This window comes from Variovorax atrisoli 110B (assembly GCF_000382045.1).
Lineage (GTDB): Bacteria > Pseudomonadota > Gammaproteobacteria > Burkholderiales > Burkholderiaceae_C > Variovorax > Variovorax atrisoli.
The window spans coordinates 415,385-442,006 of sequence record NZ_KB907450.1 but is presented as its reverse complement, the minus strand read 5'-3'; the positions used below and the strand labels follow the sequence as shown (position 1 = coordinate 442,006).

At 67.1% G+C, this 26,622-nt stretch carries 23 protein-coding genes and 1 tRNA gene; 9 read left to right on the top strand and 15 right to left on the bottom strand.

The window, feature by feature from the left end:
- Positions 1-49: 49 nt before the first annotated feature.
- From lon to tig, 4 genes are all read right to left on the bottom strand, one after another.
- On the bottom strand, positions 50-2,491 hold the full coding sequence (gene lon / locus G369_RS0102145; protein WP_019652330.1) for an endopeptidase La: 2,442 nt from the start codon (positions 2,489-2,491) through the stop codon (positions 50-52).
- A gap of 23 nt (positions 2,492-2,514) precedes the next feature.
- Complete coding sequence (gene clpX / locus G369_RS0102140; RefSeq protein ID WP_026346146.1) at positions 2,515-3,780, bottom strand: ATP-dependent Clp protease ATP-binding subunit ClpX; 1,266 nt, start codon at positions 3,778-3,780, stop codon at positions 2,515-2,517.
- Between the two features lie 107 nt (positions 3,781-3,887).
- Positions 3,888-4,496: an ATP-dependent Clp endopeptidase proteolytic subunit ClpP gene (gene clpP, locus G369_RS0102135; RefSeq protein ID WP_019652328.1), complete on the bottom strand. Its 609-nt coding sequence runs from the start codon at positions 4,494-4,496 to the stop codon at positions 3,888-3,890.
- Positions 4,497-4,612: 116 nt separating this feature from the next.
- Positions 4,613-5,929, bottom strand: a complete 1,317-nt coding sequence (gene tig / locus G369_RS0102130) for a trigger factor (RefSeq protein WP_019652327.1) — start codon at positions 5,927-5,929, stop codon at positions 4,613-4,615.
- Positions 5,930-6,191: 262 nt separating this feature from the next.
- On the opposite strand from tig, the gene G369_RS0102125 reads away from it, so the two are divergent.
- The gene (locus G369_RS0102125) at positions 6,192-7,163 is read left to right on the top strand and encodes a tetratricopeptide repeat protein (RefSeq protein ID WP_157773626.1); all 972 of its coding nucleotides are present in this window, start codon (positions 6,192-6,194) and stop codon (positions 7,161-7,163) included.
- Positions 7,164-7,250: 87 nt separating this feature from the next.
- On the opposite strand, the gene G369_RS0102120 is transcribed toward G369_RS0102125, so the two are convergent.
- From G369_RS0102120 to G369_RS0102105, 4 genes are all read right to left on the bottom strand, one after another.
- A tRNA-Leu gene (locus G369_RS0102120) sits at positions 7,251-7,337 on the bottom strand.
- A 105-nt stretch (positions 7,338-7,442) separates the two neighbouring features.
- A complete protein-coding gene (locus G369_RS0102115) occupies positions 7,443-10,631 on the bottom strand; it encodes an efflux RND transporter permease subunit (protein WP_019652326.1) in 3,189 nt (1,062 codons plus the stop codon).
- Positions 10,628-11,827 (bottom strand): efflux RND transporter periplasmic adaptor subunit, encoded by a 1,200-nt coding sequence (locus tag G369_RS0102110; RefSeq protein WP_019652325.1) that lies wholly within the window; start codon positions 11,825-11,827, stop codon positions 10,628-10,630. The genes G369_RS0102115 and G369_RS0102110 overlap by 4 nt, the downstream gene beginning before the upstream one ends.
- 118 nt (positions 11,828-11,945) lie before the next feature.
- A complete protein-coding gene (locus tag G369_RS0102105; protein WP_026346144.1) occupies positions 11,946-13,790 on the bottom strand; it encodes a potassium transporter Kup in 1,845 nt (614 codons plus the stop codon).
- Between the two features lie 150 nt (positions 13,791-13,940).
- Here G369_RS0102105 and hpnC point away from each other — a divergent pair, with 150 nt between their 5' ends.
- The 4 genes from hpnC to G369_RS0102085 are packed head-to-tail and all read left to right on the top strand — an operon-like array spanning position 13,941 to position 17,269.
- Complete coding sequence (hpnC, locus tag G369_RS0102100) at positions 13,941-14,855, top strand: squalene synthase HpnC (RefSeq protein ID WP_019652323.1); 915 nt, start codon at positions 13,941-13,943, stop codon at positions 14,853-14,855.
- A complete protein-coding gene (gene hpnD / locus G369_RS0102095) occupies positions 14,852-15,691 on the top strand; it encodes a presqualene diphosphate synthase HpnD (RefSeq protein ID WP_019652322.1) in 840 nt (279 codons plus the stop codon). The genes hpnC and hpnD overlap by 4 nt, the downstream gene beginning before the upstream one ends.
- 2 nt (positions 15,692-15,693) lie before the next feature.
- Positions 15,694-16,956 carry a hydroxysqualene dehydroxylase HpnE gene (gene hpnE / locus G369_RS0102090; protein ID WP_019652321.1) on the top strand — a complete coding sequence of 421 codons (1,263 nt, stop codon included), beginning with the start codon at positions 15,694-15,696 and terminating at the stop codon, positions 16,954-16,956.
- Between the two features lie 4 nt (positions 16,957-16,960).
- Positions 16,961-17,269: a hypothetical protein gene (locus G369_RS0102085; RefSeq protein ID WP_019652320.1), complete on the top strand. Its 309-nt coding sequence runs from the start codon at positions 16,961-16,963 to the stop codon at positions 17,267-17,269.
- Positions 17,270-17,288: 19 nt separating this feature from the next.
- On the opposite strand, the gene G369_RS0102080 is transcribed toward G369_RS0102085, so the two are convergent.
- Entirely contained in the window at positions 17,289-17,930 is a 642-nt protein-coding gene (locus tag G369_RS0102080; protein WP_019652319.1) for a LysE family translocator, read from the bottom strand.
- Positions 17,931-18,069: 139 nt separating this feature from the next.
- Here G369_RS0102080 and G369_RS0102075 point away from each other — a divergent pair, with 139 nt between their 5' ends.
- Positions 18,070-18,375 carry an NIPSNAP family protein gene (locus G369_RS0102075; protein ID WP_019652318.1) on the top strand — a complete coding sequence of 102 codons (306 nt, stop codon included), beginning with the start codon at positions 18,070-18,072 and terminating at the stop codon, positions 18,373-18,375.
- A 124-nt stretch (positions 18,376-18,499) separates the two neighbouring features.
- Here G369_RS0102075 and G369_RS0102070 read toward each other — a convergent pair whose 3' ends face one another.
- Positions 18,500-19,246: an HAD family hydrolase gene (locus tag G369_RS0102070; RefSeq protein WP_019652317.1), complete on the bottom strand. Its 747-nt coding sequence runs from the start codon at positions 19,244-19,246 to the stop codon at positions 18,500-18,502.
- Positions 19,247-19,261: 15 nt separating this feature from the next.
- Between G369_RS0102070 and hemH the strand changes: the two genes are divergently transcribed.
- From hemH to G369_RS0102055, 3 genes are read left to right on the top strand one after another with little or no spacing between them, the layout of a single operon-like run.
- Entirely contained in the window at positions 19,262-20,308 is a 1,047-nt protein-coding gene (hemH, locus tag G369_RS0102065; protein WP_019652316.1) for a ferrochelatase, read from the top strand.
- Entirely contained in the window at positions 20,305-21,153 is an 849-nt protein-coding gene (locus tag G369_RS0102060) for a class I SAM-dependent methyltransferase (RefSeq protein ID WP_019652315.1), read from the top strand. The genes hemH and G369_RS0102060 overlap by 4 nt, the downstream gene beginning before the upstream one ends.
- Positions 21,150-22,259, top strand: a complete 1,110-nt coding sequence (locus G369_RS0102055) for a hypothetical protein (RefSeq protein WP_019652314.1) — start codon at positions 21,150-21,152, stop codon at positions 22,257-22,259. The genes G369_RS0102060 and G369_RS0102055 overlap by 4 nt, the downstream gene beginning before the upstream one ends.
- Positions 22,260-22,269: 10 nt before the next feature.
- Here G369_RS0102055 and G369_RS0102050 read toward each other — a convergent pair whose 3' ends face one another.
- From G369_RS0102050 to G369_RS0102030, 5 genes are all read right to left on the bottom strand, one after another.
- Positions 22,270-22,833, bottom strand: coding sequence for a thioredoxin family protein (locus G369_RS0102050; RefSeq protein WP_020722924.1), 564 nt, complete (start codon positions 22,831-22,833; stop codon positions 22,270-22,272).
- Positions 22,834-22,966: 133 nt separating this feature from the next.
- Positions 22,967-23,473, bottom strand: coding sequence for a DUF1993 domain-containing protein (locus tag G369_RS0102045; protein WP_019652312.1), 507 nt, complete (start codon positions 23,471-23,473; stop codon positions 22,967-22,969).
- 65 nt (positions 23,474-23,538) lie between these two features.
- Positions 23,539-24,423 carry an alpha/beta fold hydrolase gene (locus G369_RS0102040; protein WP_019652311.1) on the bottom strand — a complete coding sequence of 295 codons (885 nt, stop codon included), beginning with the start codon at positions 24,421-24,423 and terminating at the stop codon, positions 23,539-23,541.
- Positions 24,420-25,487, bottom strand: coding sequence for a branched-chain amino acid ABC transporter permease (locus G369_RS0102035; protein ID WP_019652310.1), 1,068 nt, complete (start codon positions 25,485-25,487; stop codon positions 24,420-24,422). The genes G369_RS0102040 and G369_RS0102035 overlap by 4 nt, the downstream gene beginning before the upstream one ends.
- 16 nt (positions 25,488-25,503) lie before the next feature.
- Positions 25,504-26,487 carry a branched-chain amino acid ABC transporter permease gene (locus G369_RS0102030; protein ID WP_019652309.1) on the bottom strand — a complete coding sequence of 328 codons (984 nt, stop codon included), beginning with the start codon at positions 26,485-26,487 and terminating at the stop codon, positions 25,504-25,506.
- Positions 26,488-26,622 lie beyond the last annotated feature (135 nt).

Below are 26,622 nucleotides of genomic sequence, written 5' to 3'. Positions count from 1 at the left end.
GAAGTATATACCAATTTTTCAAGGTCCCGCAACTTTTGCGACGCTTCGATCAGTGCTTGACCGAGCCTTCCGAAGCCGGTGCCGGCGTACGCTGCTTGGCCAGCTCGGCCATCGCAGCAGCGGATGCAGCCACCTCTTCGTCGGACAGCGGCTCGGGCATCTTCTCGAGGGCGATCTCGAGCACCTTGTCGATCCACTTCACCGGCACGATCTCGAGGCCGTTCTTCACGTTCTCGGGAATGTCCTGCAGGTCCTTGGCGTTCTCTTCCGGGATCAGCACGGTCTTGATGCCACCACGCAGCGCCGCCAGCAGCTTTTCCTTCAGGCCGCCGATGGCCGTGACCTCGCCTCGCAGCGTGATCTCGCCCGTCATCGCGACATCGCTGCGCACCGGGATGCCCGTGAGCGCCGACACGAAGGCCGTAGTCATCGCGGCGCCCGCACTCGGGCCATCCTTTGGCGTCGCGCCATCGGGCACGTGGATGTGGATGTCGCGCTTCTCGAAGACTTCGTCCTTGATGCCCAGGCGGCGCGAGCGGCTGCGCACCACGGTGCGCGCGGCCTCGACCGACTCCTTCATCACGTCGCCGAGCGAACCGGTGCGGCTGATCACGCCCTTGCCGGGCATGGTGACCGCCTCGATCGTCAGCAGGTCGCCGCCGACTTCGGTCCACGCAAGGCCGACCACCTGGCCGACCTGGTTCTGCTTCTCGGCCAGCCCGAAGGTGTACTTGCGCACGCCGAGGAAGTCGTTGAGGTTCTCGCCGGTGACGGTGACCTTCGGCGTGAGCTGCTTGAGCAGCAGGCCCTTCACCACCTTGCGGCAGATCTTCGACAGCTCGCGCTCGAGCGAGCGGACGCCGGCCTCACGCGTGTAGTAGCGCACGATGTCGCGCACCGCTTCTTCGGTGACCGCGAGCTCGTCGTCCTTCACGCCGTTGTTCTTCATCTGCTTGGGCAGCAGGTACTTGATCGCGATGTTGGTCTTCTCGTCCTCGGTGTAGCCCGAGAGGCGGATGACTTCCATGCGGTCCAGCAGCGCCGGCGGGATGTTCATCGAGTTCGAGGTGGCGACGAACATCACGTCGCTCAGGTCGAAGTCGACTTCCACGTAGTGGTCGCCGAAGGTGTGGTTCTGCTCGGGATCGAGAACCTCGAGCAACGCGCTCGACGGGTCGCCGCGGAAGTCGGTGCCCAGCTTGTCGATCTCGTCGAGCAGGAACAGCGGATTGCGCGTGCCGATCTTGCTCAGGCCCTGCAGCACCTTGCCCGGCAGCGCGCCGATGTAGGTGCGGCGGTGGCCGCGGATCTCGGCTTCGTCGCGCATGCCGCCCAGCGCCATGCGGGTGTACTTGCGGCCGGTCGCCTTGGCGATCGACTGACCCAGCGAGGTCTTGCCCACGCCCGGAGGTCCAACGAGGCACAGGATCGGCGCCTTCACCTTGTCCACGCGCTGCTGCACCGCGAGGTACTCGAGGATGCGGTCCTTGACCTTCTCGAGGCCGTAGTGGTCGGCATTGAGCACCGCCTCGGCATTGGCGAGGTCGTGCTTGATCTTGGTCTTCTTACTCCAGGGCAGGCCGACCAGCACGTCGATGTAGTTGCGCACCACGGTGGCCTCGGCCGACATGGGTGACATGAGCTTGAGCTTCTTGAGCTCGCCCTCGGCCTTCTTCAGGCCTTCCTTGGACATCTTCGCGAGCTTGATCTTCTTCTCGATCTCCTCGATGTCCGCGCCCTCTTCGCCTTCGCCGAGCTCCTTCTGGATGGCCTTGACCTGCTCGTTGAGATAGAAGTCGCGCTGGTTCTTCTCCATCTGGCGCTTCACGCGCCCGCGGATCTTCTTGTCGACGTTGAGGATGTCGACCTCGCGCTCGAGCTGCCCGAACAGGTTTTCCAGGCGCTCCTTGACGTCGTCGAGGTCGAGCACGGCCTGCTTGTTGTCGAGCTTGAGGGGCAGGTGCGCGGCGATGGTGTCCGCAAGGCGGCCCGGATCGTCGATGCTCGAGATCGAGGTGAGGATCTCGGGCGGAATCTTCTTGTTCAGCTTGACGTACTGGTCGAACTGCTGCATCACCGCGCGGCGCAGCGCCTCGACCTCGGTGCCCTTCTCGCCACCTTCGGGCGCCTCGACGGGCGTCACGTTGGCGGAGAAATGGGTCTCGCCGTCATCGATGCGGTTGACGCGGGCGCGCTGCTGGCCCTCGACGAGCACCTTCACGGTGCCGTCGGGCAGCTTGAGCATCTGCAGGATGGTCGAGACGCAGCCGACCTCGAACATGTCCTCGACGGAGGGCTCGTCCTTGGCCGCGGCCTTCTGGGCCACGAGCATGATGCGGCGCTCCGCCTCCATGGCCAGCTCGAGCGCCTTGATGCTCTTGGGGCGTCCCACGAACAGCGGGATCACCATGTGGGGAAACACCACGACGTCGCGCAGCGGCAGCAGCGGCAGGTCGAGGGCTTCGGGAGGCAAGGGGGTGTGGCCAGACATGCAAATCCTTCGCGTCTTAGGCTTTAAGCCTTTTTCGCCGCTTCGCGGTACACGAGCAGCGGGGGCTTGTTTTCGTCGATGGTCGATTCCTCGACCACCACCTTGTCGACATTGGTCGCGTTCGGCAACTCGAACATGGTGTCGATCAGCGACTGTTCAAGGATCGAACGCAGACCGCGTGCACCGGTCTTGCGGGCCAGCGCCTTGCGGGCGATCGCCTTGAGCGCCGCCGGACGGATCTCGAGGTCCACGCCCTCCATCTGCAGCAGCTTGGTGAACTGCTTGACCACCGCGTTCTTGGGCTCGGTGAGGATCTGCACCAGCGCGTCCTCGGAGAGCTCGGCGAGCGAGGCGACCACGGGCATGCGGCCCACCAGTTCGGGAATCAGGCCGAACTTGATCAGGTCCTCTGGCTCGACCTCGCGGAACACTTCCGTGAGGCTGCGCTGCTGCTTGCTCTTGACCGCTGCCCCGAACCCGATGCCCGAGGCCTCGGTGCGGTTTTCGATGACCTTCTCCAGGCCCGCGAACGCGCCGCCGCAGATGAACAGGATGTTGGTCGTGTCGATCTGCAGGAAGTCCTGGTTCGGGTGCTTGCGCCCGCCCTGGGGCGGCACGCTGGCCATGGTGCCTTCGATGAGCTTCAGCAGGGCCTGCTGCACGCCCTCGCCCGACACGTCGCGCGTGATGGAGGGGTTGTCGGACTTGCGCGAGATCTTGTCGATCTCGTCGATGTAGACGATGCCGCGCTGGGCGCGCTCGACTTCGTAGTTGCAGCTCTGCAGCAGCTTCTGGATGATGTTCTCGACGTCCTCGCCGACGTAGCCGGCTTCGGTCAGCGTGGTGGCGTCGGCCATCACGAAGGGCACGTCGAGCATGCGCGCCAGGGTCTGCGCCAGCAGCGTCTTGCCCGAGCCGGTGGGACCGATCAGCAGGATGTTGCTCTTGCTGAGCTCCACGTCGTCGCCCTTGGCCTTTTCCTTGTGGCGCAGGCGCTTGTAGTGGTTGTAGACGGCCACCGACAGCATGCGCTTCGCCGGCTCCTGGCCGATCACGTAGTTGTCGAGGTTGGCCTTGATCTCCAGCGGCGTCGGCAGGTCGCTGCGCGCTTCGCGCGCTTCCTCACCCGCCGGAAGCTCGTCGCGGATGATCTCGTTGCAAAGGTCGATGCACTCGTCGCAGATGAAGACCGAAGGGCCCGCGATCAGCTTCTTGACCTCGTGCTGGCTCTTGCCGCAGAACGAGCAATAAAGCGTTTTTTCGCTGGAGGAGCCTTTTTTATCGGCCATGGACATTTGCCTCGTTACAGGGTAGGGACAATGATAACTAAACAAAAACGGCGTTCCCCGTGTGGAAAACGCCGTCTTTTGCCATTTGGCGCCCTCGGCGCCGGCGTTTAACCGCGCTTGGTGACGACCTGGTCCACCAGGCCGTACTCCTTGGCCTCGTCAGCCGTGAGGAAATAGTCGCGCTCCGTGTCGGCCTTGACCTTTTCCAGCGGCTGGCCGGTGCGCTCGGCCAGGATACGGTTCATCTGGTCCTTTGTACGCAGGATGTCCCGTGCGTGGATCTCGATGTCCGTGGCCTGGCCGCGTGCGCCGCCGAGCACCTGGTGGATCATGATCTTCGAGTTGGGCAGCGAGAAGCGCTTGCCCTTCTCGCCGGCAGCCAGCAGGAAGGCGCCCATGCTGGCCGCGAAGCCCAGGCACATGGTCGAAACGTCGGGCTTGATGAACTGCATGGTGTCGTAGATGGCCATGCCGGCGCTCACGCTGCCGCCCGGGGAGTTGATGTAGAAGGAAATGTCCTTGTCCGGGTTCTCGCTCTCGAGGAACAGCAGTTGGGCCACCACGAGGTTGGCGGTCTGGTCGTTGACCTCGCCCACCAGGAAGACGATGCGCTCCTTGAGGAGGCGCGAGTAGATGTCATACGACCGCTCGCCGCGGCCCGATTGCTCGATGACCATCGGGATCATGCCGAGGGCCTGGATATCCTGTGCGCTCATGAATTTGCTCTCCGGGAAAAGGGATCGTTCGCTGTTTCTGGAATGTACGCCTTGAGTGAAATGGGGCTCGTGCCGCAAAGCACAAGCCCCATCGGCGTAGCGGGCGAAGACGGAGATCAGCCCTGCTGCTGAGCCATCAGCTCGTCGAACGAGACCGACTTTTCGTTGACCTTGGCCTTGCCCAGCACGAAATCGGTCACGTTGTTCTCGATGACCACGGCTTCGACTTCCGCCAGGCGGTTGTTGTCGCTGAAGTACCAGCGCACCACGTCGGCGGGCTTCTCGTAGCTGGCCGCGAGCTCGTCGATGTGGGCCTTGATCTGCTCGGGCTTGGCCTGCAGGTTGTTGGCACGCACCAGCTCGGCGACCACCAGGCCCAGGCGCACGCGGCGCTCGGCTTGCGGGCGGAACACTTCGTCGGGGATCGGAGCCTTGTCGGCGTCCTTGATGCCGCGCTGCTTCAGCTCGGCGCGGGCGCCTTCGATCATGCGGTTGACTTCCGCCTGCACGCTGGCGTTGGGCAGGTCGAGCTCGGCGTTGGCGACCAGGGCGTCCATCACGGCGTTCTTGTTGCGTGCCAGCAGGCGGAACTTCACCTCGCGCTCGAGGTTGCGCTTGATGTCGGCGCGCAGGCCTTCGACGGTGGCTTCGGCGATGCCGAGCGACTTGGCGAGCTGCTCGTTGACTTCGGGCAGGTGCGAGGCTTCGATCTTCTTCACGGTGACGAGGAAGTCGGCCTGCTTGCCGGCCACGTCCTTGCCGTGGTAGTCGGCCGGGAACGACAGCGGGAAGGTGCGGCTGTCGCCCGACTTCATGCCGCGCACGGCGTCCTCGAATTCCTTCAGCATCTGGCCTTCGCCGACGACGAACTGGAAGTCTTCGGCCTTGCCGCCCTGGAAGGGCTCGCCATCGATCTTGCCTTCGAAGTCGACGGTCACGCGATCGCCGTCCTGGGCCACGGCGTCCTGGGCGCGCTGGGCGAAGGTGCGGCGCTGCTTGCGCAGGATGTCCAGGGTCTTGTCGATGGCGTCTTCACCGACTTCGGCCGACAGCTTCTCGACTTCGGCGCCCGACAGGTCGTTGATCTTGACGTCGGGGAACACTTCGAAGACGGCGTCGAAGGCCAGTTCGCCTTCGGGCGCGCCTTCCTTCTCGGTGATGCGGGGCTGGCCCGCGACGCGCAGCTTGGCTTCGTTGGCGGCCTGCGAGAAGGCCTCGCCGACCTTGTCGTTCATGACTTCGTAGTGCACCGAGTAGCCATAGCGCTGGGCCACGACGTTCATCGGCACCTTGCCGGGGCGGAAGCCGTCCATCTTGACGGTGCGCGCGAGCTTCTTGAGGCGCGAATCGACTTCGGACTGGATGGTGCCGACCGGCAGGGTCAGCGTGATCTTGCGTTCGAGCTTCTCGAGGGTTTCAACGGTCACGGTCATGATGTCTTCCTGGTGAGGGGCTGCCGCGCGATGCCTGTGTCTTTTGTCGATACGGATCAAAGACTTGCACGCGCTGGCGGGATTTAAGCGGAGGCACGCGTGTGCCGCCTGCAAAACTGGGCAACCTGCAATTCTAATCTGGCCGCAAAGCGGGTTTTCACGGGGTTGGAGCCGGGGCCCGGCGGCGGTCAGGTTCGTCCAATATTCGGCCCGTAGAGTGGCCGTGTCATCCTCCTGCACAGGAACGCACAGGAAAAATCTCATGCTCCAGCGAATGTTCGCCGCCCTCGCCTTTACCCTTGCCCTGGCACTGGGCCTGCCCTCGCTCGCGCAGGCCGGGACCGAGGCGGCCGCGCCGAAAGACCCCACCATCCAGCAGATCTACGAAGCGGCCAACGGCGGGCGCATGTCCGATGCCGACGCCATGATCGCGAAGGTGCTGAAGGAGCATCCCGACAGCGCGAAGGCCCATTTCGTCCACGCCGAACTGCTCGCGGCAGAAGGCAGGCTGCAGGACGCGAGAGGTGAGCTCGCGAAGGCGAAGAAGCTCTCACCCGGCCTCGATTTCGCCAGGCCGGAAGCCGTCGAACGGCTCACGAACAAGCTCGACTCGCCCGCGCCGCGATCCGTGAACACGCCTTCGCGCGTCAGCGAATCCGCTCCCGCACCTGTGACAAGCGAAGGCAGGACGGGCTCCGTGCCGTGGATGCCGATCGCCCTCGTCGGCCTGCTGGTCGTGGGCTACCTGGCCTTCCGCAGCCGGGTGGCGCCGCCCGCGGCCGCGCCTTCGCCGTCGTACGGTCCCGTGCCCGGCGCACCCGGCGCGCAAGGCATGCCGACGGGCTACGGAAGCTACGGTCCCGCCGGCAACTGGACGCCTGCGCCCCCGCCTGCGGCAAGCCCCGGCATGGGCCTCGGCTCGGCCCTCGCCACCGGTGCGGCCGTGGGCGTCGGCGCGGTGGTGGCGGAAGAAGCCGTGCGCCACTGGATGCACGGGCGCAGCGACAACGGCGTGTTCGACAGGAACGACAGCGGCACGACGACGCACGTGCCCGACAGCGGCAACACCGAGATGGGCCGAAGCCTCTGGCCCTCGTCGTCCACGCCCTCGACCTCGCAGGAGCCCGACCGCTTCGTCGACAACGACTTCGGCATCAAGGACACGAGCTCCTGGGACGACTCGAGCAGCAGCGGCGGCAGCTTCGACAGCGGCAGCAGCGACAACGACTGGTGAAGAAAACGAAGAGGCAGAAGGAAAAAGCCCCGCTCCTTTCGGAACGGGGCTTTTAGTCTGCTCGATAGAACGGGCTACGTGCAGGGCTGGTGCGCGGGGCCGGACTCGAACCGGCACGTTCTTGCGAACGTCAGGACCTAAACCTGGTGCGTCTACCAATTTCGCCACCCGCGCGATGCCAATCTTTTTTTCAGGTGAATGCAAAAGCGGACGGGCTTTTCGCACCACGGATTCCCGTGGGCCAAAGACCATCCGCTTGAAATCGGTCAGCCAGCGATTTTAGACGCTAATCGGCCGCGTTTCCGGCTCACGCTTCACACGGAATGCAGCGGCGTACATCGCAGGCAGCGCGAGCAGGGTCAGCACCGTCGCCACGATCAGTCCGCCCATGATGGCGACGGCCATCGGCCCCCAGAACACGCTGCGCGACAGCGGGATCATCGCCAGCACCGCCGCGGCGGCCGTCAGCACGATGGGCCGCAGTCGGCGCACCGCGGATTCGACGATCGCATCCCACGCCGGCACGCCCGCCGCGCGGTCGAGCTCGATCTGATCGATCAGGATCACCGCGTTGCGCTGGATCATTCCCATCAGCGCGATCACGCCCAGCAGCGCGACGAAGCCGAAGGGCCGGTTCAGCACCAGCAGCGCACCTGCCACGCCGGCGATACCCATCGGACCGGTGATGAACACCAGCAGCGAGCGGCTGAAGCTGTGCAGCTGCAGCATCAGCAGCGTGAACACCAGGAACAGCATGATCGGCACGCCCGCCACGATGGAGGCGGAGCCCTTGCTGCTTTCCTCCACCGCACCCGCCACCTCGATGCGGTAGGCGCCCTGCCCGGCCGCGACCCAGCCGGCCTCGAGCTCGCGCAGCTTCGGCAGCAGCTGCGCGGTCACTGTGGCGCCCTGCAGGCCCTCGACCACGTCGCCCTGCACGGTGATGGCGTAGTCCCGGTTCTCGCGCCACATCACGCCCGGCTCCCAGGTGAACACCGGCTTGGCGATCTGCGTGAGCGGAATCGAGCGGCCCGAGGCCGTCGGGATGTAGGCGTTGCCGATGTCGGAAATGGCCTGGCGCTCGTCGGGCGCCTGGCGCAGCACGATGTCGATCAGCAGGTCGTTCTCGCGGTACTGGCCCACCGTCGTGCCGCTGAACATGGTCTTGGAAGCCTGCGCGATGGCCTGGCTCGTCACGCCCAGGGCGCGCGCCTTGGCCTGGTCGATCTCGAGGCGGATCACCTTCACAGACTCGTTCCAGTTGTCGTTCACGCCGCGCATGTTGGCGTTGTCGCGCAGCACGGCCTTCACCTCGTCGGCATGGCCGCGCAGCAGCGCCGGGTCGGGGCCGATCACGCGGAACTGGACCGGGTACGGCACCGGCGGGCCGTTGGGCAGCAGCTTGACGCGGCCGCGCACCTCGGGAAATTCCTGCGCCAGCAGCTGCGGCAGCCTGATGCGCAGGGTCTCGCGCACCTTCAGGTCCGTGGGCAGCACGATGAGCTGCGACACGTTGGTCTGCGGGAACACCTGGTCCAGCGGCAGGTAGAAGCGCGGCACGCCCGAGCCGATCCAGGTGCTGACGGTGCTCACGCCGGCCTCCTGCATGATGCGTTTCTCGACGCGCTTGGCCACCTCCTCGTTCGCGGCGAACGAGGTGCCTTCGGGGAACCAGATGTCGACCAGGATCTCGGGCCGGCTCGAATCCGGGAAGAACTGCTGCTGCACCTTGCCCATGCCGAAGATGCCCAGCGCGAAGATCAGCACCGTGGCGCCGATGGTCATCCAGCGGTGCTGCACGCACCAGTTCACCGTCTTGCGGAAGGCGTTGTAGAACGGCGAGTCGAAGAGCTCGTGCGGCGTCGCGTCGGGAGTCGACTGGCCAGGCGACTCCGTCGCAGCCGCGTGCGGCTTCACCTTGAGCAGCAGCGTGCCGAGGTAGGGCACGAAATACACCGAGACGATCCACGACAGCACCAGCGCGATCACCGTCACCGCGAAGATCGCGAAGGTGTATTCGCCCGTCACCGACTTGGCGATGCCGATCGGCAGGAAGCCCGCCGCCGTGATGAGCGTGCCCGTGAGCATCGGCTTGGCCGTCACGTCGTAGGCGAAGGTGGCGGCGCGGACCTTGTCGTAGCCCTCTTCCATCTTCCGCACCATCATCTCGACCGCGATGATCGCGTCGTCCACCAGCAGGCCCAGCGCGATGATGAGCGAGCCCAGCGATATCTTGTGCAGCCCGATGCCGAAGTAGTTCATGGCCAGGAAGGTCACGGCCAGCACCAGCGGAATGGTGATCGCCACCACCAGCCCCGGGCGCATGTCGATGTACCAGCCGAAGCGTCCGCCCTTGTGCAGGCCGAGCGAGACGATGCTCACGCCCAGCACGATGGCCACGGCCTCGATCAGCACACCCACGAACTCGTTGACCGAGCTGGCCACCGCCACCGGCTGGTCCTGCACCTGCGCCAGCTTCACGCCGGCCGGCAGCCGCTGCCCGATGGTCACGGCCGTGGCCTTCAGCGCCTTGCCCAGCGCGATGATGTCGCCGCCTTTGGCCATCGACACGCCCAGGCCGATCACTTCCTTGCCCTGGTGGTGCACCTTGACCGAAGGCGGATCGATGTAGCCGCGATGGATGTCGGCGATGTCGCCGAGCTTGAGCTGGTTGCCCGAGCTGCCGCGGATGGGCATCTCGCGCAGCTGGTCCACGCTGGTGAACTGCCCCGCGACGCGCACCTGCACCACGTCCGCCGGCGACTGGATCGTGCCCGCGCTCTCCACCGCGTTCTGCGAGCCGAGCTGCGAAAGCACCGCATTGAAGTCGAGCCCCAACTGGGCCAGGCGCTTCTGCGAGATCTCGATGTAGATCTTCTCGTCCTGCACGCCGAACTGGTCGACCTTGGCCACGTCCTTCACGCGCAGCAGCTGCTGGCGCACGTCGTCGGCCATCGTCTTGAGCTCGGCATAGCTGAAGCCCTCGCTCTCCAGCGCGTAGATCACGCCATAGACGTCGCCGAAGTCGTCATTGAAGAACGGCCCCTGCACGCCTGCCGGGAGCGTGGCTCGCATGTCGCCGATCTTCTTGCGCACCGTGTACCAGACGTTGGCCACCTCGGTGGATTTCGACGAATCCTTGATATTGAAGATGATCTGCGACTCGCCAGGCTTCGAGTAGCTGCGGATCTTGTCGGCGTACGGAGCCTCCTGCAGCGTGCGTTCGAGCTTGTCGGTGACCTGCTCGGCCACCTGCTGCGCGGTGGCGCCGGGCCAGTAGGTGCGAACCACCATCGCACGGAAGGTGAAGGGAGGGTCCTCGTCCTGCCCGAGCTGGAAGTACGCGAATGCGCCCAGCACCATCAGCACCACCATCAGGTAGCGCGTGAGGGGCGCGTGGTCCAGCGCCCATTTGGAGAGATTGAAGCCGGAAGGCTTGTCGGTGGGGTTCGCTGCGCCGCCGCTCATTTGGCGGCACCCGATGCGATCTCCTTGTTCGTCGCAGCGACAGCCGTGACGGGCTGTGCCGACTCCTTCGCACCGGCATTGGCGGCGGCCGCGGCCGCCTCCCTGGACTGGTAGATGGTGACCTTCTGCCCCGGCGACAGCACGTGCACGCCGGCCGCCACGACCATCATGCCGGGCGAGATGCCGCCGGCGATCACGGCTTCGTTGCCGTCGGCGGTGGCTACCTGCACGGGCTGCGAGCGCACGGTCATGGTCGACTTGTCGAGCACCCACACGGCCGTGCCCTTGCCTTCCTGGCGCAGGGCGCTCGTCGGAAGCTTCATCACGGGAGCGCTGGAGTGCGCAAGCGCCTGCGGGCGCGCATAGACCGTGGCCCCGAGCGGCGGCGCGGTGGCGGCGTCGATCGCGACCTTGACCGAGTAGGTGCGCGTGACCGCGTCGGCACTGGCCGCCACCTCGCGCACCTGGCCCTGCAGTTCATTGCCTCCGGACCAGCCGCGCACCGTGACGGGCGAGCCGGTCTTGATCAGCGTGGCGCGGTCTTCGGGCACTGCGAACACAACGTCGCGCGCGCCGTCCTGGGCGATGCGCACCACCGGCGTACCGGCCTGCACCACCTGGCCCGGCTCGGCCTCGATGGCGGTGACGATGCCGGCCACGTCGGCCACCAGCGTCGTGTAGGTGGCCTGGTTGCCCTGCGATGCGAGCTGCGCCTGGGCCTGTTCTAGCTGGGCCTGCGCGGCCTTCCAGGTGGTTTCGCGGCGCTCCAGCTCGGCGCCGCTGATGAAGTTCTGGGCCCGCAGTTCGGTGTAGCGCTTGAGGTCGGCGGCAGCGAGGTCGCGATTGGTGAGCGCAGCGGCCTGCTGGGCGCGTGCGGCTTCGGCGGCCAGGCGATAGTCCTGCGGATCGAGCTGGGCCAGGATCTGGCCGGCCTGCACGTGCTGGCCGAGCTCGGCCTGGCGCTTCGTGATCTTGCCTCCCACGCGGAAGCCCAGGCGCGATTCGACGCGGGCTCGCACCTCGGCCGAGAACTCGGGCTGGGCATCGAATTCGCTGGTCCCCACGGTCACGAACTTGACCGCCCGGACCGGATCTTCGGCCGCGGGCTTCGGAGAGCAGCCGGCCAGAAGCACGGCGGGAAGCAGCAGCCAGGCGGCGCTGCGCACACGGAACGGGGAGACGGTGGAGGCGGTCATGAGACACCCTGGATAGGACGAACCGAGTCATTACTGACCCACTGGTTAGTAATCTAGGGTAAACGTGAACCAGTGTCAATGACCCGTTGGTCACTAGGACACCCCCCACCGAAAAAATCTAGGTGCGCTGGCCCATCTCAACGAGGCGGTTGTCAGGAAGCTCGAAGTAGTCCGATGCCCGTCCCGCATTGCGCTGCAGCCAGCCGAAGAGCGCACGCCGGACCGGGTTCATGCCGGGCAGATTCTCCTCGCCCACCGAGGCGCGCGAGACGAAGTACGAGGTCTTCATCGAATCGATCGCCAGCGTCTTCTGGTAGGCCAGGATGCGGATGAATTCCGGCACGTCGGGCCGCTCCATGAAGCCGTGGCGCGCCGTGACCATCCAGATGCCCTCCATCAGCTGCTCGGCCTCGATGCGGATGCGCGCGTCGACGCGCGGCGTGTCGCAGGCCAGCACGCGCAGCACGATCACCTGCTCGTGCAGCACCTGGTTGTGCTTGAGGTTGTGCAGCAGCGCATGCGGCACCGCCGTGGCGTCGGGGTTCAGGAACACGGCCGTTCCGCTCACCCGGTGCGGCATGTGCTGCGCCAGCGACTCGACGAAGGGCCGCAGCGGGAGGCTCTCGGCGGCGGCCGCTTCCAGGCCCAGCCGGCGCCCCTTCGCCCAGGTGGTGAAAAGCACCATCACCACGGCCGCCACGGCCAGCGTGAGCCAGCCGCCCTCGGCCACCTTCAGGCTGTTGGCGATCACGAAGGTCAGGTCGACCACCGCGAAGGCCGCCACGCCGATCACCACCGCCACCTTGTTCCAGCGCCACAGCCCCCAGGCCACGATGCCGGCCAGCAGCGTAGTCGTCACCATGGTGATCGACACCGCGATGCCGTAGGCCGCCGACAGTGCCCCCGAACTCCTGAAGCCCAGCACCAGCAGCAGCACGCCAACCATCAGCAGCCAGTTGACCGTCGGCACGTAGATCTGCCCGATGGCCGTGCCCGAGGTCTGGATCACCCGCATGCGCGGCAGGTAGCCCATGCGCATCGCATGCGCCGTGAGCGAGAACGCGCCCGAGATCACCGCCTGCGAGGCGATCACCGTCGCCATCGCGGCGAGCACCACCATCGGCAGCACGCCCCACGAGGGAAAGAGCCGGAAGAACGGGTTGTCGATGGCCGCCGGGTTCGCCAGCACCAGCGCGCCCTGCCCGAAGTAGTTGAGCACCAGGCCCGGCAGCGCGATGAAGATCCACGCAAGGCGGATCGGGCGGGCGCCGAAGTGCCCCATGTCGGCATACAGCGCCTCGCCGCCCGTGAAGGCCAGGAACACCGCGCCCAGCACCGCCAGCGACTGCGCCCGGTGCTCGACCAGGAAGCCCAGGGCACGGCGCGGATCGAGCGCGGCGAGCACCTGCGGCTGCTGCAGCACCTGCCAGGCGCCGGCCGCCGCCAGCACGATGAACCACAGCAGCATGACCGGCCCGAAGATCTTGCCCACCGTGCCGGTGCCCTTCTTCTGCACCATGAAGAGCGCGATCAGGATCGCCACCGTGATCGGCAGCACCGCACGCTGCAGTACCGGCGCCTGCACCTCCAGCCCCTCGACCGCCGACAGCACCGAGATGGCCGGCGTGATCAGGCTGTCGCCGTAGAACATGGCCGCGCCCACGAGGCCCAGCAGCCCGATGACGTTCCACACCCAGGGCTTCGTCTTCGGCCCCGACACGGCGCTTCGCGCGAGCGCCTGCAGCGCCAGGATGCCGCCCTCGCCGTCGTGGTCGGCGCGCAGCACGAACACCACGTACTTCAGCGTGACCACGAACATCAGCCCCCAGAAGATCAGCGAGAGCAGCCCCAGCACCGAATCGGGCGTGAACGGCACGCCGTGCTCGGGGTTCATCGTCTCCTTGAAGGCGTACAGCGGCGAGGTGCCGATGTCGCCGAACACGACGCCCAGCGCTGCGACCATGAGCGCCGGCCCCGCCGGATGCGCCGCCTCGCCGTACGCTGAAACCTGTGGCCCGGAAGCCGGAGCGGATGCTTTCATGAAGCGGGAGTTCGTAGTGGCGACGCTGCGAGCATAGTGCCGGGGCATTGCATCGTGGCTGACAATCGTGGCGTGTCCGCCACTCCCCAACACGCCGCGCCGCCGGCGCACTACGAAAACTTTCCCGTAGCCTCGTGGCTATGCCCGCCGCACCTGCGCCCGCCCATCGCGGCGATCTACCACTTCGCGCGCACCGCGGACGACATCGCCGACGAAGGCAGCGCCTCGCCCGCCGAGCGCCTGGCCGACCTGCACGCCTATCGGGAAGAACTCGCAGCCGCAGCCCGCGGCGAAGTGCTGCCCGAATCGCGCTGGCCCCACGTCTTCGGCCCGCTGGCCCACAACACCGCCCACCATGGCCTGCCCGAAGGCCTGCTCGCCGACCTGCTGAGCGCCTTCGTGCAGGACATCGAGAAGACCCGCGACCGCAGCACCTACGCCGACCGCGCCGAGCTGCTCGACTACTGCCGCCGCTCCGCCAACCCCGTCGGGCGCCTCCTGCTGCACCTGTACGGCGTGCACGACGCAAAGGCCCTGGCGCAGAGCGACGCCATCTGCAGCGCGCTGCAGCTCATCAACTTCTGGCAGGACCCGAGCGTCGATCTGCCGCGCGGCCGCTTCTACTTTCCGCTGACCGACTGCGACCGGCGCGGCCTCTCGCCCGAGAACTTCAAGGTCTTCGCGCCGCTCTCGCGCGCGGAGCCTCCGCAGGAAGCTATCAATCTCATAGCAGTGATGTGTTACTGGGCGCGCGAGCTCATGACCGAGGGCGCGCCGCTCGTGCACCGGCTGCCCGGTCGCGCCGGCTGGGAGCTGCGCCTCGTGGTGCAGGGGGGACTGCGCATCCTCGACAAGATCCAGGAGCTGGGCTTCGACACCTTCAGCCAGCGCCCCACCATCGGCAAGCTCGACGCTCCGGTGCTGCTCTGGAAGGCTGTGCGGATGCGGAGACAATCACGCCCCATGAAAGCAGCGCCTCCCCGATGACCCCCGAGCAATACGTGCAAGACAAGGCCGCCGCCTCGGGCAGCAGTTTCTATTACGCCTTCCTGTTCCTTCCCAAGCCGCGACGCGCCGCGATCACGGCCTTCTATGCCTTCTGCCGCGAGGTCGACGACGTGGTCGACGAGGTCAGCGACCCGGGCGTGGCCGCCACCAAGCTCGCCTGGTGGCGCACCGAGGTCTCGCAGTCCTTCGCGGGCACGCCGCGCCATCCGGTCATGCAGGCGCTGATGCCGCACGCCGCGGCCTACGGCATCGAGGCGCGCCAGCTCAACGAGGTGATCGACGGCTGCCAGATGGACCTCGATCAGACGCGCTACCTCGACTTCCAGGGCCTCGCGCGCTACTGCCACCTCGTGGCCGGCGTGGTCGGCGAGGTCGCCGCCCGCATCTTCGGCCAGACCGAAGCCCAGACCACCGCCTACGCCCACAAGCTGGGCCTGGCGCTGCAGCTCACCAACATCCTGCGCGACGTGGGCGAGGACGCCATGCGCGGTCGCATCTACCTGCCGGTCAACGAGCTGCAGAAGTTCGACGTGAAGGCGCACGAGATCCTGAACCGCGTGCACTCCGAGCGATTCGTCGAACTCATGACGTTCCAGGCCGCGCGCGCCCACGCCGCCTACGACGAAGCGCTCGCCCTCCTCCCGCTGGCCGACCGCCGCTCGCAGAAGCCCGGCCTGATGATGGCCAGCATCTACCGCACCCTGCTGCGCGAGATCGAACGCGACAACTTCCAGGTGCTCAACCAGCGCGTGAGTCTGACGCCGGTGCGCAAGTTCTGGCTGGCCTGGAAAGTCCAGGCCCTCGGACGCATCTGAGCTTGAGCAAGAAGAAGACCGCCGTCATCGGCGCCGGCTGGGCCGGCCTCGCCTGTGCGGTGGAGGCCACGCGGCTCGGCCATGCCGTGACGCTGTTCGAGGCGGCGCACATGCCGGGCGGGCGAGCGCGGCGGGTCGACGACATGCACGGGCTGGCACTGGACAACGGCCAGCACATCCTGATCGGCGCATACACCGCAACGCTGCAGCTGATGCGCGATGTGGGCGTCGACGTCGAAGGCGCGCTGCTGCGGCTGCCTCTTTCGCTGCGTTTCGCCAACGGCGGCGGGCTGAAGCTGCCGCGGCTGCCTGCGCCACTCGATCTGCTGGCGGGCATCTTCACGGCGCGGGGCTGGACGTGGCGCGACAAGTCGTCGCTGCTGCGCACCGCCATCGGCTGGAGGCTCTCGGGCTTTCGCTGCGGCCGCGCCGCGACGGTTGCCGATCTTTGCGCCGGGCTCACTCCGCGCGTGATGCGGGAGCTGATCGAGCCGCTTTGCGTTTCCGCGCTCAATACGCCCGTCGCGCAGTCGAGCGGCGAGGTCTTCCTGCGTGTGCTGAACGACGCGCTCTTCAGCGGAAGCGGCGGCGCCGACCTGTTGCTGCCGCGGGCGGATCTCGGAGCGCTGCTGCCCGACGCCGCGATCCACTGGATGGGGCAGCACGGCGCCCAGGTACACATCGGCACGCGCGTGCGTGCCATCGCATCGAAGGCGGGGCAATGGCTGGTCGATGGTGAAGCCTTCGATCGGGTCGTGCTGGCCTGCGCGCCATGGGACGCGGCGCGCCTTGTCCGCAGCTCGGGCCTGCCGGCGGACCGCTGGTGCGAGACCACCGAGGCGCTGCGCTTCGAGGCCATCGCGACAGTCTACGTGCGCGGCGCCAAGCCGCTGGCCGAGCCGATGCTCGCGCTTCGCAGCGATCCGGCCACGGCACCGGCCCAGTTCGCCTTCGACAGGAGCCAGCTCGGCGGCCTGCAGGGCGTGCTCGCGATGGTGGTGAGCGCGAACGAGGCGTCGCGCGAGGTGCTGGAAGCGCAGGTCATCGCGCAGGCCGAAGCCCAGCTGGGCCAGTCGAATCTGGAGCTGGTGCAGACGGTGATCGAGAAACGCGCCACCTTCGCCTGCACGCCCGGCCTCGCGCGGCCGCCCTCGACCATCGCACCGGGCCTGCAGGCCTGCGGCGACTACGTCGAAGGCCCCTACCCCGCCACGCTCGAAGGCGCGGTGCTCAGCGGGCTCGCCGCCGCCAGATCACTGGATTGACCACATGACGACCGAACTGCGCTACCTCGATTTCGACTACAGCGAGGACACCGAGGGCCACGGTACCTTCGACGCCATGGCATCGACCTCGCCCGACAAGACACCCGAGGTGCGGGCCGAAGTCGCGCAGGTGCTCGCGTGGGCCGAGGCCGCGTTTCCCGATGCGCGCGGCGCCCTCGACGACGGCGGCACGTGGGACTACGACCTGCAGGAATCGAGCGAGGACGAGCCGCGCTACGAGACCATCACCCTCTCGATCAGCGGCACCGCCGACTTCTGCGCGGCGCTGCGCGAACGCTTCGGGATCGACTGAAGCAGAAGGAAGGCCGGGCTCAGGCTGCCTTGTTGCGCAGTCTCAGCAGGCTCAGCCCCAGCAGCACGAAGGCCGCGCCCGACACCTTGTTGAAGATGCGCGTGCGGCGCACGTCGGAAAGCTGCTTGCGCAGCAGGCGCGCCAGCAGCACGTAGAACGAATGCGCGATCACCGACGCTGCTGCGAAGGTGCCGGTCAGTACCGCGAACTGCGTGAGCATCGACGCGTCCTGCGTGAGGAACTGCGGGAACAGCGCGGAGAAGAAAAGAATGCCCTTGGGGTTGGTCAGCGCCACCGTCATCCCGTGGCCGAAGAGGCGCCAGCTCGATCGCGGTGCCGCGCCGCCCTGGCCGCCCTGCACGTCGGCGAACACGCTGCCCTGGCTGCGCCACTGCTTGATGCCCAGGTAGATCAGGTAGGCCGCACCAGCCAGCTTCAGCACCATGAAGGCATGGGCCGAGGTGGAGAGCACCACGCCCAGCCCGGCCATGGCGGCAGCGGACACCATGAAGAGCCCCGCCGCATTGCCCAGCGAACTGATCATCGCCCGTCGCGGGCCCACGCTCATCGAGTTCGAGACCGCCAGCAGCACGGCCGGTCCGGGGGTGAACGCAACGAGCAGCGTGACGCCGCAGAAGATGAGCCAGTTGGAGAGATGCACTTCGGGTTTCCTGTCCGGCGCGAGGCCGCGGAGGGTGGGACAACAGCCGGGAAACTATAGTCAGCCCCGCGCGCGGCCGCAGACGCCGCGAGCAATACCCCTCACCACTCCCCGACCTGCATCCCGAAAGACATCCCTCATGGTCACCTGCTACCTGCGCTACATCGTCGATCCCTACAAGCTGAAGGAATTCGATCACTACGGCAGGCTCTGGATCCCGCTCGTCGAGAAGTTCGGCGGCAAGCACCACGGCTACTTCCTGCCCTCGGAAGGCGCGAACAACGTCGCGCTGGCGATGTTCAGCTTTCCGAGCCTGGCCGACTACGAAAAGTACCGCGCCGATTCGATGCAGGATGCGGAGTGCCAGGCCGCGTTCAGGTACGCGGAGGAGACGCGCTGCATCCTCAGCTACGAACGCAGCTTCTTCAGACCTGTATTCGGCTGACCCCCAAGGCTTCGCGCACTTCGTTTCGCGACGTCCCCCTTGCAGGGTGCGACACCTGCGGCCCGGCAAAGCCGGTTCCGCGAGGTTTTGAAAGACGCGCTGCTCTTGTCGGACTGGTGGCGTCTCAGCCGTCGAGCGCAATGCACAGGGCGTGCAGGTTCGGCACGATCAGCTGCGGCCGCGCGCCGTGCACCCAGGGGCGTTCGTCGCGCACCAGCCAGGCGGCCTGCATGCCGGCGTTGAGCGCGCCGACCACGTCGAGCTCCGCATCGTCGCCCACGTGCAGCACGTCCTTGGGCAGCAGGCCGACCGATGCGGCGGCGGCGCGGAAGATGGGCGCGTGCGGCTTGCCGCTGCCGAAGGCCCGCGCATTGAAGGCGGTGCGGAACCAGCGGCCGACGCCCGTCTTGTGGATGTCGGCGTTGCCGTTGGAAATGGCCACCAGCGGATAGCGTTCACTGAGCCACTTCAGCGCGGGCAGCGCGTCGTCGTACAGCGTCACGCGCTGGCGCTCGGCGAAGAAGGCATCGAAGGCCGGTTCGGCCAGCGCCGGGTCTTCCCCCGCGCGGGTGAGTGCGGTGCGGATCGACTCCCGGCGCAGCGCGCTCAGGTCGTGCGCGAGGTCGGAACGCTCCTTGGCAGTGGCTTCGCGCAGCTCGCGCAGGATGCCCGGGGTCATCAGCAGCGTGGCGGTCTTGGGCGCCTCGCGCAGCAGCCACTGGTGCAGCACGGCCTCGGCGCGTTCGATGGTGGGCCAGATCGGCCAGAGGGTGTCGTCGAGGTCCAGCGAGATCGCCGAAATGCGCTTGAGCTCGAGAGGCTTGAGATCGAGAGGCGCGGCGCCCGCGGGCACCGGGGAAGCGGAAGTCATGCCGCAGAATACCGCATGCCTTCGATCCAAGAGAACGCCGCTCCGAGTACCCCCGGTTCCCTTCGCACCGCAGTGCTCTGGTGCAACCTGGGCTCTCCCGACGCCCCCACCGCCGCCGCGGTGCGCCCCTACCTCGCCGACTTCCTGGGCGACCCGCGCGTGGTCGAGATCCCGAAGGCGCTGTGGGCGCTGATCCTGCACGGCATCATTCTTCGCACGCGCCCGGCCAAGTCGGCCGCCAAGTACGCGAGCATCTGGATGCGCGAAGGCTCGCCGCTGAAGGTGTGGACGCAGAAGCAGGCCACCCTGCTGGCCGGCTGGCTCGGGGAGCGCGGCCATCGCGCGACCGTGCGCGACGCGATGCGCTACGGCAGCCCTTCCATCGCCTCGCGGCTCGACGCGCTGCAGGCCGAAGGCGTCGGCCGCGTGCTGGTGCTGCAGGCCTATCCGCAGTACTCGGGCACCACCACCGCGAGCGTGATCGACGCGGTGAACGCCTGGAGCAGCAGGCAGCGCCGCGTGCCCGAATTCCGCTTCGTCAACGACTACCACGACGACCCGGCCTACATCGAGGCGCTCGCGCAGAGCATCGAGAAGCACTGGAAGACCGAAGGCCGCGGCCAGGTGCTCCTCATGAGCTTCCACGGCATTCCCGCACGCAACATCGCGCTGGGCGATCCGTACCAGGCGCAGTGCCTCGAAACGGCCCGCCTCCTCGCCGCGCGCCTGGGCCTGTCGGACGCGCAGCACCGCGTGACCTTCCAGTCGCGATTCGGCCGCGCCAAGTGGCTGGAGCCCTACACAGAGCCTACGCTGCGCGAGCTCGGTGCGTCCGGCGTGAAGCGCGTGGACGTGGTGTGCCCTGGCTTTCCGGCCGACTGCCTCGAGACCCTGGAAGAAATCGCCATGGAAGGCCGCGAAGCCTTCCTGCACTCGGGAGGCGAAGTCTTCAGCTACATCCCCTGCCTGAACGACAGCCCCGCATGGATCACCGCGCTCGCGGGCATCGCCGAACGCAACCTCGCCGGCTGGCCCACGCATACGGTGCCCGCAGCCCGATGAAGAAGGACCTGCACGAAGCCAACCGGCTCTCATGGAACGCGGCCACCGTCGCGCACAACAGCCACAAGGGCGACCAGGCCACCTTCTTCCGCCAAGGCGGCTCCACGCTCTTTCCCGAAGAAGCCGGCCTGCTCGGCGACGTGAAGGGCCTGTCGGTGCTGCACCTTCAGTGCAACGCGGGTCAGGACAGCCTGAGCATCGCGCGTCTGGGCGCCGACGTGACGGGCGTGGACATCTCCGACGAAGCCGTCGACTTCGCAGCGCGGCTATCGCTGCAGTCGGGCATTGCCGCGCGCTTCGTGCGCTCGGACGTCTACGACTACTTCCGTGACGCACAGGTGCGCGGCGAGCGCTTCGACATCGTGTTCTGTTCGTACGGCACGCTTTGCTGGCTTTCCGACATCGCTGCATGGGCACGCGGCGTGGCGCAGATGCTCAAGCCCGGCGGGCGCTTCGTCATCGTCGAATTCCACCCCTTCGCGCTGGTGTTCGATCCGGCCTGGAAGTTCCACTACGACTATTTCAACGACGCCGCCGTGCCCGAAGAGGGCGTGGGCGACTACGTGGCGGAGTCCGGCGACGGCCTGGTGCGCGAAGGTTACGAGCGCGGCGTGGAGAACTTCAGCAACCCGCACCCGAGCTTCGAGTTCACCTGGGGTGTGGGCCAGGTGACGACCGCGCTGTCGCAGGCCGGCCTCGTCATCGAGCAGTTCGACGAGTATCCGTACGCCAACGGCTGGAAGCCCTTCGAGGGCATGCGCGACATCGGCGGGCGCCGCATGGCACCGCCCGAGGGCATGCCGCGCATTCCGCTCATGTATTCCATCTCCGCCCGCAAGCCATGAAACATCTCCGCGCCCGGTGCCTCGCCGGCCTGATCCCGCTGCTGCACCTGCTGCCCTGCCCGGCCGCAACCGCGGACGTACCCAAGGGCGTATGGGAAGGCACGCTCGGCACCAAGGCCATCGTGGCCTGCTTCAACGCGGAGTTTCCGAGCGGGAGCTACTTCTACAGGCAGTACAAGAAGCCGATTCCGCTGAGCCGCATCGAGAAGGACAGCTTCTGGCACGAAACCGGCGACACCGGCCTCTGGTCGCTCGAGCCGGCCAGGGGCAATACGCTCACCGGCACCTGGAAGAGCGTGAAAGGAACACCCGTCACGCTGCCGATCAAGCTCGACCTTGCCGACGCCACGGGCGGCGACAGGGCCTGCGGAAGCGAAGGCTATGCAGGCCAGCTCGAGACGCCGCCGAAGATCGAGATCGGAAAGAAGGAGGAGTTCGCCGCCGGCCGCAGCTTCCGCCGGCTGCGCTTCGCCGGACAGGAAACCGTCGAGCTCTCCGGCCCCGAGCCCACGCTGGCGGCCATCAACCGCGAACTGCGGCGCGACTTCGACACCAGCAAGGACGCGGTCACGGAATACTTCGACAAGCGCCGCGAGTTCCTCGGCCGCGTCGGCGTGCCGGCGGAGGACGAGAACACCGCCGACCCCGAGTACTGGACCTCGCAGTGGCTCAGCATCCGCAACTACACCTGGGCGGCCGGCATGGGCCGCTCGGGCATCTCATGGTTCTACCGCACATGGGACCTGCAGACCGGCAGGCAGATCGACCCGTGGTCCTGGTTCGGACTGCGCTCGCTGTCGAAGGCCCGCCCGGCCGAAGGCCGGATATCCGGCACCGGAGGCGCCTCTATGACACCGAAGCTGCGCCGCTTCCTGTTCCGCCATGCGGGCATCGATCCCTCGAAGGCCGAGGACAACTGCCGGTCGAACTACGAAGAAGGCGCCTACTACGACCTCACGCTGGAAGCCAAGGGCATGCGCTTCGCCCAGCCCGCCTACGGCAACGGCTGCGAGATCGAGATCGAAGTGCCCTACACCGAGCTCGACCCCGTGCTCACGCCAGTGGGCAAGGCGGCGGTGCGGCGCATCATCCAATCGGCGAAGTAGCGCCGCTGATTCAGGCCGGCGGCCTGCGCGCCAGCAGCGCCTCGATCGCGGCCTCCATCTCGGCGTACTCCCCTTCGCCGAAGTGCTGCCGCATCACCTGCCCGTTGCTGTCGGCCAGGTAGAAGGCCGGCCAATACTGGTTGTTGTAGGCTTTCCAGGTGGCAAAGCCGTTGTCCTGCGCCACCGGGTAGCGGATGCCGAAGCGCTGGATCGCGTCCTGCACGTTGCGCGTCGACTTCTCGTAGGCGAACTCGGGCGAATGCACGCCCACCACCACGAAGCCCCGCTCCTTGTACTTCTCGTACCAGCTCACGACGTAGGGCAGCGTGCGGATGCAGTTGATGCAGGAGTAGGTCCAGAAATCGACCAGCACCACCTTGCCCGCCAGGCCCTGCATGGTGAGCGGCTCCGAGTTGAGCCATTTGTCGATGCCCGTGAATTCGGGCGCCTTGCCGTAGTCCCGCAGGCCCGGCGACGCAGCCAGCGCGCTACGCACCGGCCATGCGCCGCCCGCAGCGGCCGCGAGCGCCGAGGAGCCGATGGCGAGCCCCGAGAACGCCCTTCTGGACAACATCTTCATGATCGCGAACCTCGCTCGAGTGTCAGACCGAAAGCGGTCAGGCGCGATTGTTCGCGGCGCACGCCCCGCGTGCGCATGTGTCACGGCAATTTGAAGTTTGTCCCGGCGGCGTGACGGTCTGCCCGGATCAGAACTTGCCCAGGTAATCCAGCTTGCCGATGGGCATGCCCTTGTGGCGCAGCACGTCGTAGGCGGTGGTCACGTGGAAGAAGAAGTTCGGCAGCGCGAACTGCAGCAGGTAGCGCTGCGCCGTGAAGGTCGCCTCGCCTTCGCGGGTCTTGATGGTCACGGCGCGATCCTCGTGGCCGTCGATCAGGGCGCGATCGACGCCGGCCAGGAAGTCGTGTGTCTTCGCGATGCGCGCGACCAGGTCGTCCCAGGTCTTTTCCTCGTCGGGAAAGCTCGGCGCCGCGATGCCGGCGATGCGGGCCGTGCCGAGCTTGGAGGCATCGCTCGCACGCTGGATCTGGCCGACCAGCGTGAGCATGTCGGGCGCCAGCCGCGCATCGACCAGAGAGGCCGGGTCGATACCGTTAGCCTTCGCATGCGCGAGGCTCTTGTCGAGGATATGGGTGAGCTGGCCGAGTCCGCGCGTGAAGACAGGCACGGACAGGTCGTACATCGAGAGCGCCATGGTGTTCGAGGCCTTGTCTCGGCCTTGTGGTTGAGGTGGGCGGCGATTGTCACGCCGCCGCAGCCTCAGCGGCCGGCCGCCCGGATAAACCCCTCGACGGGATCAAGTTGTTCGGGCACGTTGAGCGCGGGCGCGTGACCGCAGGCAGGAACTTCGATCACCTGCAGCCTGCCGGCCGCGCCGGGGCCGCGCCGCTTCATTTCCTCGACGACGCCGGGCAGCACCAGGTCGGACTCGGCTCCGCGCAGGCACAGCACGGGCACCTCGATGGCGTCGTAGTGCGGCCAGATCAGGTAGTCGTTGTCGTGTGCGCTGAACTGCCGGACCATGGCCGGGTCGTAGTGCGGCGTCACGCGGCCGTCGGGCAGGCGGCGCGTGGAGGTCTCGGTCAGGCGGCGCCACTGCGCGTCGCTGAGCCAGCCGTAGGGCTTGTAGACCGTGCGGAAGAAGGCCTCCAGCTCGGCCACCGTGTCGAAGGCCGGTGGATTGCCCGCGTAGGCGCGGATGCGCTCGATGGCGGGCTGCGCCAGCTCCGGTGCGTTGTCGTTGAGCACCAGGCTCGCGATGCGCGCCTTCATGCGCGGCTCGAAGAGGCCCGAGGCGCATACGGTGCCGATGGCGCCGCCCATCGAGGTGCCGACCCAATGCACGCGCCCCAGCCGCAGCTCGTCGCACAGCGCATTGGCGATGCGCGCATAGAACGCGAGCGTGTATTCCTCGTCGGGCAGCGGGCTCCACTGGCTCAGGCCGCGGCCGATGGTGTCGGGGCAGATCACGCGGAAACCGCGCGAGGCGAAGTGCTGGGCCAGTTCGTCCATGTCGCGGCCCGTGCGTGCGAGGCCGTGCCAGGCAATGACCACAGGCGCCTCGGGCGCGCCCCATTCGAGCCAGTGGATCTCGCGGCCCGCGAGCCGGGCGTAGCGGGAGAGTGGAATCTGGTTGTCGCTCATCGCGCTGCCCTTGCTCGCAGTTTTCCGACGATGCCGGTGGGAAAGTAATAGACGGAGAGCACGAACAGCAGGCCCAGCCACAGCAGCCAGCGGTCGGGCGACAGCAGCGCGGCCAGCCATGGCAGGCCGCTTGCGGCCTCGTTGCCGATGCGAAGCAGGTCCTGCAGGTAGCTCTGCGCCACCACGAAGAGCACCGCGCCGATGGCCGCGCCGTAGATGGTGCCCATGCCGCCGATCACCACGATCAGCAGCACGTCGATCATGATCTCGAAGCTCAGCGAGGTGTCGGGCCCGTTGTAGCGCAGCCAGATCGCGAGCATCGCGCCGGCCAGCGTGGCGAAGAGCGCCGACAGCACCGCGGCCGTGGTGCGGTAGACCACCACGCGGTAGCCGATGGCCTCGGCGCGGAACTCGTTCTCGCGGATCGCCTGCAGCACGCGGCCGAAGGGCGAGTTCACGATGCGCAGCAGCGCCAGCACCAGCACCACCGCCGCCACGAACAGCAGGTAGTAGCAAAGCAGCCGGCCGTCGAGCGAGACGCCGAGGAAAGGCTCTTCGGCGAACTCGAAGCTCGGCGAGATCAGCTCGGGCAGCTTGAAGGTGAGGCCGTCCTCGCCACCGGTGAAGTCCGACATCTGCGAGGCCAGCGTCTGGAAGGCCGAAGCCACGGCCAGCGTGATCATCGCGAAGAAGATCGCGCGCACCCGCAGCGAGAACAGGCCGATGGCGAACGAAAGCACCAGCGAGATCGCCAGCGAAGCGCCCAGCCCCACGAGCACCGCGCCCCAGTTGGGCCCGAGCCGCGAGGCGGAGATGGCGATGCCGTAGGCCCCGATGCCGAAGAACATGGTGTGCGCGAAGCTCACGATGCCCGTGTAGCCCAGCAGCAGGTCGAAGCTGGCCACCAGCACCACGAACACCAGAACCTTGGCCGCCACGCTCAGCGCCTTCACGCCTGGGAAGATGAACGGCGCGAAGGCCAGCGCGACGAACACCGCGATCAGCAGCACCGCCAGCAGGCGGCTGCGGGGCATGTCGTTGGAGAGAAGTCGTTTCAGGAACATGTGGTCTTCTCCACCTTCAGCGGTTGGCCACCGGGTACACGCCCTGCGGGCGCCACAGCAGCACGGCCACCATCAGGAAGATGCTCGCGAACTGCGTGAGCGTGGGCAGCAGGAAGCCCACGTAGTTGGTCATCAGCCCCACCAGCAGCGCGCCGATGAGCGCCCCGCCCGTCGAGCCCAGCCCGCCGATGATGATCACGATGAAGATCAGCACGTTGACCTGCGCGCCCATCTGCGGCACCAGGTTCTGCTGGAAGAGGCCCCACATCACGCCGCCCAGCCCGGCCAGCGCGCTGCCGACCACGAACACCCCGACGAAGAGCCGCCCGATGCGGTAGCCCAGCGACTCGACCATCTCGCGGTCCTGCACGCCGGCGCGGATCAGCAGGCCGATCTTGGTTCGGCCCAGCGTCCATGCGAGCACGCCGAACACCACCACGCCCACGGCCACCGCGAGCAGGCGGTACTTGCTGATGGCCGCGTCGCCCACCAGCAGCGAGCCGCGCAGCGCCTCGGGCAGCGGCAGCGGAACCTGCGCCGGGCCCCAGATCACCTTGATGAGCTCCTCGCCGATGATCATGCCGCCCATGGTGATGAGGATCTGCTTCAGGTGCTGGCCGTACACCGGCCGCACGATGAAGCGCTCGAAGGCGAAACCGATCGCGCCCGCCACCGCCATCGCGGCCAGCATTGCCGGGAACACCGCCACGAGGTTTCGCCACAGCTCGCCCGAACCGGTCCAGTCGCCCATGAGGCCGAGCACGCTGCTGGCTACGAAGGCGCCCAGCGCGATGAACACGCCGTGGCCGAAGTTCAGCACGTCCATGAGGCCGAACACCAGCGTGAGGCCCGAGGCGATGATGAAGATGATCATGCCCATGGCCAGCCCCGCCACCGTGAGCGTGAGCCAGGTGGAGAAGGAGCCGGTGAGCGGCAGCGCGACGAGCGCGAGCACCGGCGCGAGCAGCAGGGGCCGCCAATCGAAGTCGAGCGTCTTCATTGCTGCACTCCCTCTTGCCCCCTCTCCCGCTTGCGGGAGAGGGTTGGGGTGAGGGCCGGCGGCACCGATGCGAGGACATGGCCGTTGCACAGGCCGCCTGCCCTCACCCTAGCCCTCTCCCGCAAGCGGCAGAGG

Bases quoted from the DNA above. Each gene is read 5' to 3' on its own strand.
- lon (WP_019652330.1), bottom strand. From the start codon at position 2,491: ATGTCTGGCCACACCCCCTTGCCTCCCGAAGCCCTCGACCTGCCGCTG.
- clpX (WP_026346146.1), bottom strand. From the start codon at position 3,780: ATGGCCGATAAAAAAGGCTCCTCCAGCGAAAAAACGCTTTATTGCTCG.
- clpP (WP_019652328.1), bottom strand. From the start codon at position 4,496: ATGAGCGCACAGGATATCCAGGCCCTCGGCATGATCCCGATGGTCATC.
- tig (WP_019652327.1), bottom strand. From the start codon at position 5,929: ATGACCGTGACCGTTGAAACCCTCGAGAAGCTCGAACGCAAGATCACG.
- G369_RS0102125 (WP_157773626.1), top strand. From the start codon at position 6,192: ATGCTCCAGCGAATGTTCGCCGCCCTCGCCTTTACCCTTGCCCTGGCA.
- G369_RS0102115 (WP_019652326.1), bottom strand. From the start codon at position 10,631: ATGAGCGGCGGCGCAGCGAACCCCACCGACAAGCCTTCCGGCTTCAAT.
- G369_RS0102110 (WP_019652325.1), bottom strand. From the start codon at position 11,827: ATGACCGCCTCCACCGTCTCCCCGTTCCGTGTGCGCAGCGCCGCCTGG.
- G369_RS0102105 (WP_026346144.1), bottom strand. From the start codon at position 13,790: ATGGTCGCAGCGCTGGGCGTCGTGTTCGGCGACATCGGCACCTCGCCG.
- hpnD (WP_019652322.1), top strand. From the start codon at position 14,852: ATGACCCCCGAGCAATACGTGCAAGACAAGGCCGCCGCCTCGGGCAGC.
- G369_RS0102085 (WP_019652320.1), top strand. From the start codon at position 16,961: ATGACGACCGAACTGCGCTACCTCGATTTCGACTACAGCGAGGACACC.
- G369_RS0102075 (WP_019652318.1), top strand. From the start codon at position 18,070: ATGGTCACCTGCTACCTGCGCTACATCGTCGATCCCTACAAGCTGAAG.
- G369_RS0102070 (WP_019652317.1), bottom strand. From the start codon at position 19,246: ATGACTTCCGCTTCCCCGGTGCCCGCGGGCGCCGCGCCTCTCGATCTC.
- hemH (WP_019652316.1), top strand. From the start codon at position 19,262: ATGCCTTCGATCCAAGAGAACGCCGCTCCGAGTACCCCCGGTTCCCTT.
- G369_RS0102060 (WP_019652315.1), top strand. From the start codon at position 20,305: ATGAAGAAGGACCTGCACGAAGCCAACCGGCTCTCATGGAACGCGGCC.
- G369_RS0102055 (WP_019652314.1), top strand. From the start codon at position 21,150: ATGAAACATCTCCGCGCCCGGTGCCTCGCCGGCCTGATCCCGCTGCTG.
- G369_RS0102050 (WP_020722924.1), bottom strand. From the start codon at position 22,833: ATGTTGTCCAGAAGGGCGTTCTCGGGGCTCGCCATCGGCTCCTCGGCG.
- G369_RS0102045 (WP_019652312.1), bottom strand. From the start codon at position 23,473: ATGGCGCTCTCGATGTACGACCTGTCCGTGCCTGTCTTCACGCGCGGA.
- G369_RS0102040 (WP_019652311.1), bottom strand. From the start codon at position 24,423: ATGAGCGACAACCAGATTCCACTCTCCCGCTACGCCCGGCTCGCGGGC.
- G369_RS0102035 (WP_019652310.1), bottom strand. From the start codon at position 25,487: ATGTTCCTGAAACGACTTCTCTCCAACGACATGCCCCGCAGCCGCCTG.
- G369_RS0102030 (WP_019652309.1), bottom strand. From the start codon at position 26,487: ATGAAGACGCTCGACTTCGATTGGCGGCCCCTGCTGCTCGCGCCGGTG.